This window comes from Alcanivorax sp. MD8A, assembly GCF_002888555.1.
Classification (GTDB): domain Bacteria; phylum Pseudomonadota; class Gammaproteobacteria; order Pseudomonadales; family Alcanivoracaceae; genus Alcanivorax.
Genome location: NZ_AQOQ01000050.1, coordinates 1 through 15537 on the forward strand (window position 1 = coordinate 1; position 15537 = coordinate 15537).

A 15537-nucleotide genomic window follows, 5' to 3' on the forward strand; every position below is an offset into this window, starting at 1 on the left:
TATTACGTTCAAACTTTTCCTTTGCCACGGTTCTATACCCTTAACAATTAACCGTAAATTTAAGATTTCTTGCCGCTGATCACTTCTTCAGCGATGTTCTTCGGTGCTTCAGCGTACTTCAGGAATTCCATGGAGTAGCTGGCGCGGCCCTGAGACATGGAACGCAGATCGGTAGCGTAACCGAACATTTCAGAGAGCGGAACCTCAGCGCGGATCACTTTACCGGCCATGGTGTCTTCCATGCCCTGTACCATACCGCGACGACGGTTCAGGTCGCCCATCACGTCACCCATGTAGTCTTCCGGGGTTACCGCTTCCACCTTCATGATCGGCTCGAGCAGTACCGCACCGCCAACCTGGGCAGCATTTTTCACCGCCAGGGCACCCGCCATACGGAAGGCGTTCTCGTTGGAATCCACCTCGTGGTAGGAACCATCGTACAGAGTCGCTTTCACGCCCAGGATCGGGTAGCCCGCCAGAACACCGGCTTTCAGCTGCTCATCGATACCTTTCTGTACAGCACCGAAGTATTCCTTCGGAACGGTACCACCGTGAATTTCTTCGGCAAACTGGAACTCTTCATCACGATCGATGGGCTCGAAACGCACCTTAACGTGACCATACTGACCACGACCACCAGACTGCTTCACGAACTTGCCTTCCACGTCGGACGGCTTGGTGAAGGTCTCGCGGTAAGCCACCTGCGGCGCACCAACGTTACACTCAACCTTGAACTCGCGCTTCATGCGGTCAACGATGATGTCCAGGTGCAGCTCACCCATACCAGAGATGATGGTCTGACCGGATTCTTCGTCGGTCTTCACACGGAAAGAGGGATCTTCCTGAGCCAGACGACCCAGTGCCAGACCCATCTTTTCCTGGTCCGCTTTGGACTTCGGCTCAACGGCAACGGAAATTACCGGATCCGGGAATTCCATACGCTCCAGAACGATGACGCTATTCAGGTCACACAGGGTGTCACCGGTGGTGATGTCCTTCAGACCTACGCAAGCGGCGATGTCACCAGCGCGCACTTCCTTGATCTCTTCACGGGAGTTCGCATGCATCTGCAGCAGACGACCCACACGCTCTTTCTTCTCACGCACAGAGTTCATCACGCTGTCGCCAGAGTTCAGAACACCGGAGTAAACGCGGATAAAGGTCAGAGAGCCCACGAACGGGTCGGTGGCAATCTTGAACGCCAGCGCAGAGAACGGCGCGTCGTCAGAAGATTCACGGGACTCAACGGTCTCGCCATCTTCCAGAACACCCTGGATCGCCTTCACTTCGTCAGGCGCGGGCAGGAACTCGATAACGGCATCCAGCAGAGCCTGTACGCCCTTGTTCTTGAACGCAGAACCATTCAGAGCCAGAACGATTTCGTTAGCCAGTACCTGCTGACGCAGACCCGCCTTGATGTCGTCATTGGAGAGATCCCCTTCTTCCAGGTATTTCTCCATCAGCTCTTCAGAACCTTCTGCGGCAGCTTCTACCATCTGCTCACGCAGTTCGTCACAACGGTCCTTGATGTCGTCCGGGATGTCGCGCTCTTCATAGGTCATGCCCATGTCTTCTTCGTTCCAGAAGATCGCCTTCATCCGGATCAGGTCGACAACGCCCTTGAAGTCATCTTCTGCACCGATGTTGTACTGGATAGGTACAACCTTGGCGCCCAGACGGTTGCGAATCTGCTCGCAAACGCGATCGAAGTTGGCACCGGCACGGTCCATCTTGTTCACGAATACGATACGCGGTACTTCGTATTTGTTGGCCTGACGCCATACGGTCTCAGACTGGGGCTCAACACCGGAAGAACCACAGAACACCACCACAGCACCATCCAGTACACGCAGGGAACGCTCTACCTCAATGGTAAAATCCACGTGTCCGGGGGTATCAATGATGTTTACACGGTGCTGTTCGTACTGCTGGTCCATACCCTGCCAGAAGGTGGTGGTAGCAGCAGAGGTGATGGTAATACCACGCTCCTGTTCCTGCTCCATCCAGTCCATGGTGGCGGCGCCGTCATGTACTTCACCGATCTTGTGGGAAACACCGGTGTAGAAAAGAATTCGCTCGGTAGTGGTGGTCTTGCCCGCATCTACGTGCGCACAGATACCGATGTTGCGATAGCGATTGAGAGGAGTCTTACGTGCCACGCTGCATACCTCGATTCACTGGTTCATATACAAAAACCGGCCTGAACGCAGGCCGGTTTGACTCGAATGCCTTCTGCCTTAGAAGCGGAAGTGGGAGAACGCCTTGTTGGCTTCGGCCATACGATGCACGTCTTCACGCTTCTTCATCGCTGCACCTTTACCTTCGGCGGCATCCAGCACTTCACCAGCCAGGCGGGCCGGCATGCTCTTCTCGCCACGCTTACGGGCAGCGTCTACCAACCAGCGCATGGCCAGCGCGGTACGACGGCTCGGGCGAACTTCAACAGGAACCTGGTAGGTAGCACCACCCACACGGCGGCTTTTTACCTCCACGGCCGGACGGATATTGTCCAGGGCCTTTTCGAACAGCTCCAGGGAGTCACCGCCCTTGCGCTCTTCGATGATGTCCAGTGCACCGTAAACGATACGCTCGGACACAGACTTCTTACCGCTGACCATTACATGGTTCATGAACTTGGCCAGCAACTGGCTTCCAAACTTCGGATCCGGAAGGATCTCACGTTTGGCAACAACGCGACGTCTTGGCATCGGATGTGTTCCTCTAACATTCCCGCTTTGGGCGGGGAAAGCTTCAGGTAATTCCGGAACGGTGTCCGGCCCTTACTCATCCCTCCGCAGCTCATTGAGCTACGGCATTCAGAAAAGGTAGCTCAATTACTTCTTGGGACGCTTGGCGCCATACTTGGAACGACGCTGTTTGCGATCCTGCACACCTGCCGTATCCAGGGTTCCACGAACAGTGTGGTAGCGCACACCGGGAAGGTCTTTTACACGACCGCCACGGATCAGAACTACGGAGTGCTCCTGCAGGTTATGACCTTCACCACCGATGTAGGAAGATACTTCATAACCATTGGTCAGACGCACACGACACACTTTACGCAGTGCGGAGTTCGGCTTCTTCGGGGTAGTGGTGTACACCCGAGTGCAAACGCCGCGACGCTGGGGGCAGCCCTGCAGGGCTACGGAGTCGCTCTTTTCTACCTTGCTTTTGCGCGGCTTGCGCACCAGCTGGTTTACAGTTGCCATGAAACTACTGCCTCACGCTTACAGTTCTGTGACAAAAACCGTCAGTTGACGGCCAATATCACCCATTTACCGCCCATAAAATATGGGGGCAGCGATTGTAGGGACACCCCGGCATCCCGTCAAGGCTACCAGGGTGTCCCTGTCCCCTCCCGAAAGAGGGGAATTCTGCAGGCCTCCGCTTCCGGAGGCCCTGACTCGCCAGCTTACTCGTCGGAGGAGCTGAGAGCCTCGGACAGGGCGGCTTCCACCTCGTCCATGGTTGGCGCTTCCGGCCCGCGCGCATCTTCGCGCTGGCGGCGGCGATCCATGTGGTAGGCATAGCCGGTACCGGCCGGGATCAGACGACCCACTACCACGTTTTCTTTCAGACCGCGCAGGTCGTCTTCCTTGCCGGTTACCGCCGCTTCGGTCAGTACCCGGGTGGTCTCCTGGAAGGAGGCCGCGGAAATGAACGACTCGGTAGCCAGAGATGCCTTGGTAATACCCAGCAGCTGACGCTCGAACTGGGGCAGCATCTTGTCTTCGGCCTTGAGGCGCTCGATCTCTTCGGTCACGCGAGCATATTCTGCCTGCTCGCCCTTGATGAAGGAGGACTCGCCCACTTCCAGGATCTCTACCTTGCGCAGCATCTGGCGGATGATGGTTTCAATGTGCTTGTCATTGATCTTCACACCCTGCAGGCGGTAAACCTCCTGCACTTCGTTAACGATGTAACGGGCCAGCTCGGCTTCACCTTTGAGGCGAAGGATATCGTGCGGGTTCAGCGGGCCATCAGACACCACTTCACCCTTCTCTACACGCTCACCTTCGAACACGTTGAGCTGACGCCACTTGGGAATCAGTTCTTCGTAGGCATCCTCACCGGTATCCGGGGTGATTACCAGACGTACCTTGCCTTTGGTCTCTTTACCGAAGGACACCGTACCGGTTTTCTCCGCCAGGATAGCCGCTTCTTTCGGGTTCCGTGCTTCGAACAGGTCGGCAACGCGGGGCAGACCACCGGTGATATCCCGGGTCTTGGAAGATTCCTGCGGAATCCGCGCAATCACGTCACCCACTGAGATGTCGGCACCATCCTTCAGGCCACACAGGGCGCTGCCCGGCAGGAAGTATTGAGCCGGCATTTCCGTGTTCGGCATGAACACAGCCTTGCCTTTACTGTCGACAACACGCACGACCGGACGCAGATCCTTACCCGCAGACGGGCGGTCCTGGCTGCTCAGCACTTCAATGCTGGTCAGGCCGGTCAGTTCGTCAGTCTGGTAGTTTACGGAGATACCTTCTTCCATATCTCCGAACTGCACCTTACCTTGCACTTCCGCGATGATCGGGTGGGTATGGGGATCCCAGGTGGCCACCACCTGACCGCCATCCACTTCCTCACCTTCTTTCACGGTCACGACAGCACCGTAAGGCAGCTTGTAACGCTCACGCTCACGGCCCAACTCGTCCGCCACGGCCAGATCGGCAGAACGGGAAACGATCACCAGACCATCTTTGTGGCTTACATGTTTGGCGTTGTGGAAACGTACCTTGCCGCCATGCTTGATCTGGATGCTGGATACCGCAGACGCCCGGCTCGCCGCACCACCAATGTGGAAGGTACGCATGGTCAGCTGGGTACCCGGCTCACCGATGGACTGGGCAGCGATAACACCGACAGCCTCACCCACGTTGACCTGATGGCCACGGGCCAGATCACGACCGTAACAAGTCGCACAGACACCCCAGCGGGTGGCACAGGTGATTGGCGAGCGCACCAGCACTTCGTCCACACCCATGGATTCCAGCTGCTCAACCCATACCTCATCCAGCAGGGTGCCAGCTTCCACTGCCACTTCGTCCTGGTTGAGTGGGTTCATCACGTCACGGGCAACCACACGACCGAGTACACGCTCACGCAGCGGCTCTACTACGTCACCGCCTTCAATCAGCGGCGTCATCAGCAGGCCTTCTTCGGTCCCACAATCGATCTGGTTGACGACCAGATCCTGGGCCACGTCGACCAGTCGACGGGTCAGGTAACCGGAGTTCGCCGTCTTCAGAGCGGTATCCGCCAGACCTTTACGAGCACCGTGAGTAGAGATGAAGTACTGCAGTACGTTCAGACCTTCACGGAAGTTACTGGTAATCGGAGTTTCGATGATGGAGCCATCCGGCTTGGCCATCAGACCACGCATACCGGCCAGCTGACGAATCTGGGCAGCAGAACCCCGCGCCCCGGAATCCGCCATCATGAAGATGGAGTTGAAAGAGCCCTGCTCTTCATCCTTGCCGTCGCGGTTCTTGACCACTTCGACTTTCAGGTTTTCCATCATCGCCTTGGCGATCTGGTCGTTGGTACGAGCCCAGATATCCACCACCTTGTTGTACCGCTCACCGCGGGTCACCAGACCAGAAGCGAATTGCTCCTCGATCTCGCGAACTTCCTCTTCGGCGGCATCAATCATGGTGTACTTGGCATCCGGGATCACCATGTCTTCCACACCAATGGAGGAACCGGACAGGGTCGCTTCGCGGAAGCCCAGGTACATCAGCTGGTCAGCAAAGATACAGGTCTCTTTGGTGCCCAGGATGCGGTAGCAGGTGTTCAACAGCTTGGAGATGGCCTTCTTGGTCATGTTCTGGTTGACCATATCGAAGCCCAGACCCGCCGGCACGATATCCCACAGCTTACAACGGCCGGGGGTGGTGTCGGCGATAAAGGTACGCTCTTCCACGTTACCCTGCTGATCTTTCACCACTTCGTGAACTCGCACTTTCACACGGGCATGCAGGTGAACCTGCTTGTTGCCCAGGGCGCGCATCACTTCCTTGGTGTCGGCAAAAACCTGGCCTTCACCCTGCGCGTTAACGCGATCACGGCTGATGTAGTACAAGCCCAGTACCACGTCCTGGGTCGGACCGATGATGGGCTCACCATTGGCCGGAGACAGGATGTTGTTGGTGGACATCATCAGCGCACGGGCTTCGAGCTGGGCTTCCAGGGTCAGCGGTACGTGCACCGCCATCTGGTCACCATCGAAGTCAGCGTTGAAGGCCGCACACACCAGCGGGTGCAGCTGGATTGCCTTACCTTCAATCAGCACCGGCTCAAACGCCTGGATACCCAGACGGTGAAGGGTCGGTGCACGGTTCAGCATGACCGGGTGTTCGCGAATCACTTCGGCAAGGATATCCCACACCTCAGCGGTTTCACGCTCGACCATCTTCTTGGCTGCCTTGATGGTGGTCGCCAGACCACGGGCTTCCAGCTTGGCGAAGATGAACGGCTTGAACAGCTCCAGCGCCATTTTCTTGGGCAGACCACACTCGTGCAGCTTGAGGGTCGGACCTACCACGATCACGGAACGGCCGGAGTAATCAACACGCTTACCCAGCAGGTTCTGACGGAAACGACCCTGCTTACCCTTGATCATGTCGGCAAGGGATTTCAGCGGACGCTTGTTGGAACCGGTGATGGCACGGCCACGACGACCGTTATCCAGCAGCGCATCCACAGATTCCTGCAGCATACGCTTTTCGTTACGCACGATGATGTCCGGCGCGCTCAGGTCCAGCAGACGCTTGAGACGGTTGTTCCGGTTGATCACTCGGCGATACAGATCGTTCAGATCAGACGTGGCGAAACGGCCACCATCCAGCGGTACCAGCGGACGCAGATCCGGCGGAAGAACCGGCAGGACCGTCAGGATCATCCACTCAGGAGCGTTGCCGGAATCACGGAACGCTTCCATCAGCTTCAGTCGCTTGGACAGCTTCTTCAGCTTGGTGTCGGAGTTGGTGGATTCCACTTCCTCACGAAGGATCTTGATCTCTTCGTCCAGGTCCAGCTCCATCAGGAGCTGCTGAACAGCCTCGGCACCCATCTTGGCTTCGAATTCGTCACCGAACTCTTCCAGGGCGTCGAAGTATTCTTCGTCGGTCAGCAGCTGGCCACGATCCAGAGTGGTCATGCCCGGCTCGGTTACGACGAAAGATTCGAAGTACAGCACACGCTCGATATCACGCAGGGTCATATCCAGCATCAGGCCGATACGGGACGGCAGTGACTTCAGGAACCAGATGTGCGCAGTGGGGCTCGCCAGTTCGATGTGGCCCATACGCTCACGGCGCACCTTGGAGAGGGTAACTTCAACGCCACACTTCTCACAGATAACACCACGATGCTTCAAGCGCTTGTACTTACCGCACAGGCACTCGTAGTCCTTGATCGGACCAAAGATACGCGCACAAAACAGACCGTCACGCTCAGGCTTGAACGTCCGGTAGTTAATGGTCTCCGGCTTTTTCACTTCGCCAAAAGACCAGGAGCGGATCAGATCCGGCGGCGCGAGCGCGATGCGGATCTTGTCAAACTCCGTGACTTGTCCCTGACTTTTGAGCAGATTCAGCAAGTCTTTCAAGGCCAGTCCTCCGTAGTGAGCTTTCGCTCGAGATTCTTTCCTAAACCCGGGTACACAGTGGCTCCGCACTCATCGTGCGGAGCCCACTGCCTTAGTCGTTTTCCAGCTCGATATTGATACCGAGAGAACGGATTTCCTTCAGCAACACGTTGAAGGATTCCGGCATACCCGGATCCATGCGGTGATCGCCGTCGACGATGTTCTTATAAACGCGGGTACGGCCGTTTACATCATCAGACTTCACGGTGAGCATTTCCTGCAGGGTGTAGGCAGCACCGTATGCTTCCAGTGCCCATACCTCCATCTCACCGAAACGCTGACCACCGAACTGCGCCTTACCACCCAGCGGCTGCTGGGTAACCAGGCTGTAGGAGCCAGTGGAACGTGCATGCATCTTGTCGTCCACCAGGTGGTTCAACTTGAGCATGTACATGTAGCCAACGGTCACCTTGCGGTCGAACTGCTCGCCGGTACGGCCATCCCACAGCTGCACCTGACCCGACTTGTCGTGGCCTGCCAGCTCCAGAAGCTCCTTGATCTCGAACTCCTTGGCGCCGTCAAATACCGCAGTCGCCATGGGCACGCCGCCTACCAGGTTCTGGGCCAGCTCGAGGATTTCCTCGTCGCTGAAGCTATCCAGATCTTCCGGAGAACCGCCCGCGCCAGCCTTGTTGTAGATCTTGTCGAGGAAACCGCGGATGTCCGCGATCTTCTTCTGCGCCGCCAGCATTTCGCCGATACGCTCACCAAGACCTTTCGCGGCCCAACCCAGGTGGGTTTCCAGGATCTGCCCCACGTTCATACGGGACGGTACACCCAGCGGGTTCAGCACCACATCGACCGGTACACCGTTCTCGTCGTACGGCATATCTTCTTCCGGCATGATCACGGAGATCACACCCTTGTTACCGTGACGGCCGGCCATCTTGTCACCGGGCTGAATGCGACGCTTGATAGCCAGGTAAACCTTGACCACCTTGAGGACACCGTGAGCCAGATCATCTCCACCGGAGATCTTGGCCTGCTTGTCCTTGTAACGCTCATCCTGTTCTTTCTTGTGCTGCTCCAGGTACTGCTGGGCACGCTCAAGCTGCTCGGCAACGTCTTCATCCGCCGGACGCAGCTCGAACCATTTCTCGGCATCCAGGCCGTCCAGCATATCGCCAGTCAGCTCAGTACCGCGCTTGAAGCCAGCACCACCGTTAACTTTCTTGCCCACCAGCACAGTGCGCAGACGCTCCAGAATATCCTGCTCGAGGATCCGGTATTCATCTTTCAGATCCTTGCGGAACTGTTCCAACGCATCCTGCTCGATCTGCTTGGCGCGCTCGTCTTTCTCTACGCCATCGCGGGTGAACACCTGCACGTCAATAACCGTACCTTTGACGCCGGAGGAGACACGCAGAGAGGTGTCTTTCACGTCAGAGGCTTTCTCACCGAAGATGGCGCGCAACAGCTTCTCTTCCGGGGTCAGCTGGGTTTCGCCCTTCGGCGTTACCTTACCTACCAGAATGTCGCCGGCTTCCACTTCCGCACCAATGTAAACAATGCCGGACTCGTCCAGTTTGGACAGTGCCGCCTCGCCCACGTTGGGGATATCCGCGGTGATCTCTTCCGGACCCAGCTTGGTGTCACGGGCGATCGCGGTGAGCTCCTGAATGTGGATGGAAGTGAAACGGTCTTCCTTCACCACTTTCTCGGAGATGAGGATGGAATCCTCGAAGTTGTAACCATTCCAGGGCATGAACGCCACGCGCATGTTCTGGCCCAGGGCCAGTTCACCCATGTCAACGGACGGGCCGTCAGCCATGATGTCGCGAGCAGCAACCCGGTCACCCACTTTCACCAGCGGACGCTGGTTGATGCAGGTGTTCTGGTTGGAACGGGTGTATTTGGTCAGGTTGTAGATATCTACACCTGCTTCACCTTCGTTCACTTCGTCATCGTTCACTTTCACGATGATGCGGGACGCATCCACCTTGTCGACGATACCGCCACGGGTCGCGACCACACACACGCCAGAGTCACGGGCCACGTGACGCTCAAAACCGGTACCCACCAGCGGCTTGTCGGCACGCAGGGTCGGTACAGCCTGACGCTGCATGTTGGAACCCATCAACGCACGGTTAGCATCATCGTGCTCAAGGAACGGGATCAGCGACGCGGCCACCGACACCACCTGACGGGGGGAGACATCCATATGGGTAATGGTGTCACGCTCCATCACGGTAAATTCGTAACGGTGACGCACGGTAACGAAGTCTTCTTCGAAGCCGCCGTCGGCAGTCATCTTCGCGTCGACCTGGGCGATAACGCACTCGGCTTCTTCAATCGCAGACAGGTATTCGATTTCTTCGGTGACCTTGCCATCCACCACCTTCAAGTACGGCGACTCCAGGAAGCCATACTCATTGGCGCGGGCATAGGTCGCCAGCGAGTTGATCAGACCGATGTTCGGACCTTCAGGGGTCTCGATCGGACACACACGACCGTAGTGAGTCGGGTGAACGTCACGCACCTCAAAGCCGGCACGCTCACGGGTCAGACCACCCGGGCCCAACGCGGAAACACGACGCTTGTGCGTGATCTCGGACAGCGGGTTGTTCTGATCCATGAACTGGGACAGCTGGGAAGAGCCGAAGAACTCTTTCACCGCCGCCGCCACCGGCTTGGAGTTGATCAGATCCTGCGGCATCAGGCCTTCGGATTCAGCCAGACTCAGACGCTCTTTGACCGCACGCTCAACACGTACCAGACCGACACGGAACTGGTTCTCGGCCATCTCACCCACGGAGCGCACACGACGGTTACCCAGGTGATCGATATCATCGACCACGCCGTTACCGTTACGGATGTCGACCAGGGTCTTCAGTACATCAATGATGTCAGAGGAGTCTTCACCCATCTGCTCGAAGTACTGTTTGCCTTCTTCGTCGTTACGGGAGCTGAAGTAGCGGCCATCAAACAGGATGCCCGGACCGGTCTCGTCTTCACGACCAAGACGACGGTTGAACTTCATGCGGCCCACGCCAGACAGGTCGTAACGCTCGTCGGTAAAGAACAGGTTCTTGAACAGGTTCTCTGCCGCTTCCTTGGTCGGCGGCTCGCCCGGACGCATCATGCGATAGATCTCGACCAGGGCCTCCAGCGGAGTACGGGTCGGGTCGGCACGCAGGGTGTCAGCCATGAACGGACCGTTGTCCAGATCATTGGTGTACAGGGTTTCAAACTCGGTAACACCGCCGTTCTGCAGCTTTTCCAGGGTTTCGGCTGTCAGCTCGGTATTACACTCCACCAGGATCTCACCGGTTTCCTGGTCGATAATGGACTTGGCCAGATACTTGCCCTGCAGATACTCAGCAGGGATCTCCAGGTACTCAAGACCGGCTTTCTCCAACTGGCGGATATGACGGGCAGTAATACGACGGCCACGCTCAACCACCACCTCGCCATCGGCGAGAATATCAAACGTGGCGGTTTCACCACGCAGACGCTCCGGCACCAGCTTCATGCGGTACAGGCCGTCTTCTGCCACGATTTCATTGGTGTCGAAGAACATCTCCAGCACTTCGTCGGAGGTGTAACCCAATGCACGCAGCAGAATGGTCGCCGGCAGTTTGCGGCGACGGTCGATCCGGACAAAGACCAGGTCTTTGGGATCGAATTCGAAGTCCAGCCAGGAACCACGATAAGGAATCACCCGGGCAGAATACAGCAGCTTGCCGGAGGAGTGAGTCTTGCCCTTGTCGTGATCGAAGAAGACACCGGGAGAACGGTGCAGCTGGGACACGATTACACGCTCGGTACCGTTAATCACAAAGGTACCGTTTTCGGTCATCAGGGGAATCTCACCCATGTAGACCTGTTGTTCACGAATATCCTTGATCGCCCCGGACGACTCACGGTCGTAAATCACGAGACGAATGCGCACGCGCAGCGGCGCCGCATAGGTCGTTCCACGAATGATGCACTCTTTCACATCAAACACGGGTTTGCCGAACTCGTAGCCGGCATACTCCAACGCTGCATTACCTGAATAACTGGCAATCGGGAATACTGACCGGAAAGCCGCTTCCAGACCGCTATCCAGACGCTCTTCTGCGCTTTTGTCCTGCTGCAGGAATTTGCGGTAGGAATCGAGCTGAATTGCCAGAAGGTAGGGAACTTCCATTACCTTCGGCAACTTGCCGAAATCTTTGCGGATCCGCTTTTTCTCAGTAAATGAGTATGCCATCTGCGTTCCTCAGCTGTTGATCTATCACCACCCGGTGATATTTCTGTATGAAACCCCTCATACAGAAACGACAAAAGGCTGGCAGCCAAAAAGCTGCCAGCCGGCGCCTTTCCGCCTCAAGACGGAAAGACATAGCGCTAATGCGCTTACTTGAGCTCGGCAGTACCGCCAGCCTCTTCGATCTTTTTCTTGATCTCTTCGGCTTCGTCTTTGCCAGCGCCTTCCTTAACAGGAGCAGGAGCGCCTTCTACCAGCTCTTTGGCTTCTTTCAGACCCAGGCCGGTCACTTCACGGACAGCCTTGATCACGCCAACTTTCTTGTCGCCGAAGCCGGTCAGGATAACGTCGAAATCGGTCTTCTCTTCAGCGGCGTCGCCACCAGCAGCGCCAGGCGCAGCAGCAACAGCGACGGCAGCAGCAGAAACGTTGAACTTCTCTTCAAACGCTTCGATCAGCTCGACCAGTTCCAGTACAGACAGTTCAGCAACTGCATTCAGGATATCTTCTTTGGACATTGCCATTTTAACTTCTCCAAATCTTGATGATGTGCGGTTCAGGAGCCGATCAGGCTGCTTCACCTTCGTTCTGTTCTTTAAGCGCAGTCAGCAAACGGCCAAACTTGGAAACCGGAGCCTGCAGTACAGACACCAGGCTGGTCAGAGCCTGTTCGCGGTTCGGCAGTTTTGCCAGTACGTCGATTTCTGCGCCAGAATAGAGCTTGCCTTCGTATAGACCGGTCTTAAGCTCCAGCTGGTCATTGTCTTTGGCGAAGTCCTTGAACAGACGGGCAGCAGCGCCCATGTCTTCCTCGGACAGCGACATAGCAATGATGGTCGGACCAATCAGCGACTCGTTCAGCAGCTCAAGATCGGTACCCTCAAAGGCACGACGAGCCAGCGTATTACGAATAACACGCAGGTAAACGTTCTGCTGACGTGCCTTGGAACGAAGCTCGGTCAACTGAGCCACGTTCAAGCCACGATAGTCGGCGACCACAGCGGAGAATGCACCCAGTGCGGCTTTATTTACCGCGGCGACAATCTCTTTCTTGTCTTCTAGTCTCAGAGCCACTGTGTAACCTCCTCGATGAATACAACCGGTCGAAACCGGCCACCCATTTATGAATTCGCTAGCGAACTCATACGCGGGGGTTACAGTGAAACCTGAACCACACCGCGTCTACGCAGGCTGATGGTTTAAGCCTTATCCGGGAGAACCCGCCAAGGCGCCTGTGGTCTTTGACGCTCCGGCAGCACGCTGCCGAAATCAAAGTCCTTGTTGGCGCACAGCTTTCGCCATGCGCCGAATGCTTTACATCGCCAGGGATGCGGGATCGATGGACAGACCCGGACCCATGGTGGTGGACAGGGTTACTTTCTTGAAGTAGGTACCCTTGGCAGAAGACGGCTTGGCTTTCTTCAGGTCAGCCAGCAGCGCTTCCACGTTTTCCTTGATGGCGGTGTTGTCGAAACCTACCTGACCCACGGTGCAGTGGATAATGCCACCTTTGTCGGTACGGTAACGCACCTGACCACCCTTGGCGTTTTTCACGGCCTGGGCAACATCAGGAGTTACGGTACCAACCTTCGGGTTCGGCATCAGACCACGGGGGCCCAAGATGGTGCCGAGCTTACCGACAACGCGCATGGCGTCCGGGGAAGCAATCACCACGTCGAAGTTGATTTCGCCACCCTGAACCTGCTCGGCCAGATCATCAAAACCCACCACGTCCGCACCGGCTTCTTTTGCTTCTTCGGCCTTGGCGCCCTGAGCAAAAACAGCAACACGAACGGTTTTACCAGTACCGTGAGGCAGCACGGAAGCGCCACGCACGTTCTGGTCAGATTTACGCGGGTCAACACCCAGGTTAACCGCCACGTCTACAGACTCTTTGAACTTCACACCAGACAGTTCGGTCAGCAGCGCTACGGCTTCTTCAACCTGATACAGCTTGCCAGCTTCAACTTTTTCACGGATGGCGCGCAGGCGCTTGGACAGTTTAGCCATTGGTTAACCCTCCACATCCAGGCCCATGGAACGGGCAGAACCCGCGATAGTGCGCACAGCGGCATCCAGATCAGCAGCGGTCAGATCAGGCTCTTTCGCCTTGGCGATCTCTTCCAGCTGAGCACGGGTTACCTTGCCCACTTTCTTGGTGTTCGGCTCACCAGAGCCGCTCTTGATTTTCGCCGCTTTCTTCAGCAGGTAAGACGCAGGCGGCGTCTTCATGGTGAAGGTGAAAGAGCGGTCGTTGTAAACGGTGATCACAACCGGCACTGGCGCACCAGCATCCAGCTGTTGGGTCTGTGCGTTGAACGCTTTACAGAACTCCATGATGTTTACACCGTGCTGACCCAGAGCGGGACCCACCGGCGGTGACGGGTTAGCCTGACCCGCTGCAACCTGCAGCTTGATGTAGGCTTGTACTTTCTTCGCCATTTTCTAGACTCCTTGGGTGCAAACGCCACGCATCAAGCGGGCTCCCCTCAGGTTGTCAAAACGCCCCGGCCACCATTCGGCGACCAGGGCTCCCAAATTCACTTGCCGGTTTGGCTATCAGGTTTTTTCGACCTGACCAAACTCCAGCTCTACTGGCGTAGACCGACCGAAGATCATTACAGCCACCTGCAGACGGCTCTTTTCGTAATTCACTTCTTCGATCACACCATTGAAATCTGCAAACGGGCCGTCGTTGACACGGACCACTTCGCCAGCCTCGAACAGCGTCTTCGGCTTCGGCTTTTCCACTGCGTCATCCATGCGTTGCAGGATGGCATCAGCTTCTTTCTTGGTAATCGGAGAAACACGGCCCGGATTTTTCGGATCTTCACCGATAAACCCCATCACCTTAGGGGTTTCTTTTACCAAGTGCCAGGAGTCGTCGCACATCTCCATTTCCACCAGCACGTAGCCGGGGAAAAACTTGCGCTCGGACTTGCGCTTCTGGCCACCCTTGATCTCAACCACTTCTTCAGTGGGAACCAGGATGTCGCCAAACAGCTCTTCCATTGAACGCAGTTTAACGCGCTCTTCGAGGGCGCGTTTTACGTGCTTTTCGAAACCTGAGTAGGCATGTACCACATACCAGCGCTTTGCCATGTTAACCCCTTAACCAATCACCCAGGACATAAGACCACCCAGAATCCAGTCAAGCACGAACAGCAACAAGGCCACGAGCACAACAAAGACCAGAACGATCAGGGTGGTCTGCAGGGTTTCCTGACGGGTCGGCCAGACAATCTTGCGCAGCTCGACCATGGAGTCCTTGCGCAGTTGATTGAACGCTTTTCCCTGCTCAGTCTGCAGAGCAACAAAAACGGCCATTAGTGCCACTACAACGACACCAACAACCCGATAAAGAGTAGGCTGATCGGAGAAATAGCTATTGCCGATAACGGCAGCAGCCACCAGACCAACTACCAGCAACCACTTCACCGCCTCAAGGGCAGCGGAGCCGGAACCTGCTTCTGTTTTCTCGCTCATCGGACGATGCACCCTACCACCCAGGCAAAGCCTTGGGAAAATTGGCAGGCCAGGAGGGACTCGAACCCCCAACAGCCGGTTTTGGAGACCGGTGCTCTACCAATTGAACTACTGGCCTGTAACTTTGAAACTTTTAAAACAAAACAGGGTGGCAGGCCTGCCTGCCACCCCTGGCCACCGGGTAACGAATTACTCGGTGATCTTG

11 protein-coding genes and 1 tRNA gene are annotated in these 15537 nt (G+C 56.4%); all 12 read right to left on the reverse strand.

What is annotated here, in order from left to right; translation table 11 throughout:
- Positions 1 to 59: 59 nt before the first annotated feature.
- The gene (gene fusA / locus A15D_RS16170) at positions 60 to 2159 is read right to left on the reverse strand and encodes an elongation factor G (RefSeq protein ID WP_022986297.1); all 2100 of its coding nucleotides are present in this window, start codon (positions 2157 to 2159) and stop codon (positions 60 to 62) included.
- A gap of 78 nt (positions 2160 to 2237) precedes the next feature.
- Complete coding sequence (gene rpsG, locus A15D_RS16175; RefSeq protein ID WP_022986298.1) at positions 2238 to 2708, reverse strand: 30S ribosomal protein S7; 471 nt, start codon at positions 2706 to 2708, stop codon at positions 2238 to 2240.
- 126 nt (positions 2709 to 2834) lie between these two features.
- Positions 2835 to 3209, reverse strand: a complete 375-nt coding sequence (rpsL, locus tag A15D_RS16180) for a 30S ribosomal protein S12 (protein WP_022986299.1) — start codon at positions 3207 to 3209, stop codon at positions 2835 to 2837.
- A gap of 203 nt (positions 3210 to 3412) precedes the next feature.
- Positions 3413 to 7615, reverse strand: coding sequence for a DNA-directed RNA polymerase subunit beta' (rpoC, locus tag A15D_RS16185; protein WP_102792784.1), 4203 nt, complete (start codon positions 7613 to 7615; stop codon positions 3413 to 3415).
- A 91-nt stretch (positions 7616 to 7706) separates the two neighbouring features.
- On the reverse strand, positions 7707 to 11849 hold the full coding sequence (rpoB, locus tag A15D_RS16190; RefSeq protein ID WP_022986301.1) for a DNA-directed RNA polymerase subunit beta: 4143 nt from the start codon (positions 11847 to 11849) through the stop codon (positions 7707 to 7709).
- A 146-nt stretch (positions 11850 to 11995) separates the two neighbouring features.
- Complete coding sequence (gene rplL / locus A15D_RS16195) at positions 11996 to 12370, reverse strand: 50S ribosomal protein L7/L12 (RefSeq protein WP_022986302.1); 375 nt, start codon at positions 12368 to 12370, stop codon at positions 11996 to 11998.
- 43 nt (positions 12371 to 12413) lie between these two features.
- The gene (gene rplJ, locus A15D_RS16200; protein WP_022986303.1) at positions 12414 to 12920 is read right to left on the reverse strand and encodes a 50S ribosomal protein L10; all 507 of its coding nucleotides are present in this window, start codon (positions 12918 to 12920) and stop codon (positions 12414 to 12416) included.
- A gap of 240 nt (positions 12921 to 13160) precedes the next feature.
- Entirely contained in the window at positions 13161 to 13856 is a 696-nt protein-coding gene (gene rplA, locus A15D_RS16205) for a 50S ribosomal protein L1 (RefSeq protein WP_022986304.1), read from the reverse strand.
- Positions 13857 to 13859: 3 nt separating this feature from the next.
- Complete coding sequence (rplK, locus tag A15D_RS16210) at positions 13860 to 14288, reverse strand: 50S ribosomal protein L11 (RefSeq protein WP_022986305.1); 429 nt, start codon at positions 14286 to 14288, stop codon at positions 13860 to 13862.
- A 117-nt stretch (positions 14289 to 14405) separates the two neighbouring features.
- Complete coding sequence (gene nusG / locus A15D_RS16215) at positions 14406 to 14948, reverse strand: transcription termination/antitermination protein NusG (protein ID WP_022986306.1); 543 nt, start codon at positions 14946 to 14948, stop codon at positions 14406 to 14408.
- Positions 14949 to 14957: 9 nt separating this feature from the next.
- Positions 14958 to 15332 carry a preprotein translocase subunit SecE gene (secE, locus tag A15D_RS16220; RefSeq protein WP_102792785.1) on the reverse strand — a complete coding sequence of 125 codons (375 nt, stop codon included), beginning with the start codon at positions 15330 to 15332 and terminating at the stop codon, positions 14958 to 14960.
- Positions 15333 to 15374: 42 nt separating this feature from the next.
- Positions 15375 to 15450: transfer RNA gene (locus tag A15D_RS16225), tRNA-Trp, on the reverse strand.
- Positions 15451 to 15537 lie beyond the last annotated feature (87 nt).

Bases quoted from the DNA above. Each gene is read 5' to 3' on its own strand.
- rplK (WP_022986305.1), bottom strand. From the start codon at position 14,288: ATGGCGAAGAAAGTACAAGCCTACATCAAGCTGCAGGTTGCAGCGGGT.
- rplA (WP_022986304.1), bottom strand. From the start codon at position 13,856: ATGGCTAAACTGTCCAAGCGCCTGCGCGCCATCCGTGAAAAAGTTGAA.
- secE (WP_102792785.1), bottom strand. From the start codon at position 15,332: ATGAGCGAGAAAACAGAAGCAGGTTCCGGCTCCGCTGCCCTTGAGGCG.
- rpsL (WP_022986299.1), bottom strand. From the start codon at position 3,209: ATGGCAACTGTAAACCAGCTGGTGCGCAAGCCGCGCAAAAGCAAGGTA.
- rpoB (WP_022986301.1), bottom strand. From the start codon at position 11,849: ATGGCATACTCATTTACTGAGAAAAAGCGGATCCGCAAAGATTTCGGC.
- nusG (WP_022986306.1), bottom strand. From the start codon at position 14,948: ATGGCAAAGCGCTGGTATGTGGTACATGCCTACTCAGGTTTCGAAAAG.
- rplL (WP_022986302.1), bottom strand. From the start codon at position 12,370: ATGGCAATGTCCAAAGAAGATATCCTGAATGCAGTTGCTGAACTGTCT.
- rpsG (WP_022986298.1), bottom strand. From the start codon at position 2,708: ATGCCAAGACGTCGCGTTGTTGCCAAACGTGAGATCCTTCCGGATCCG.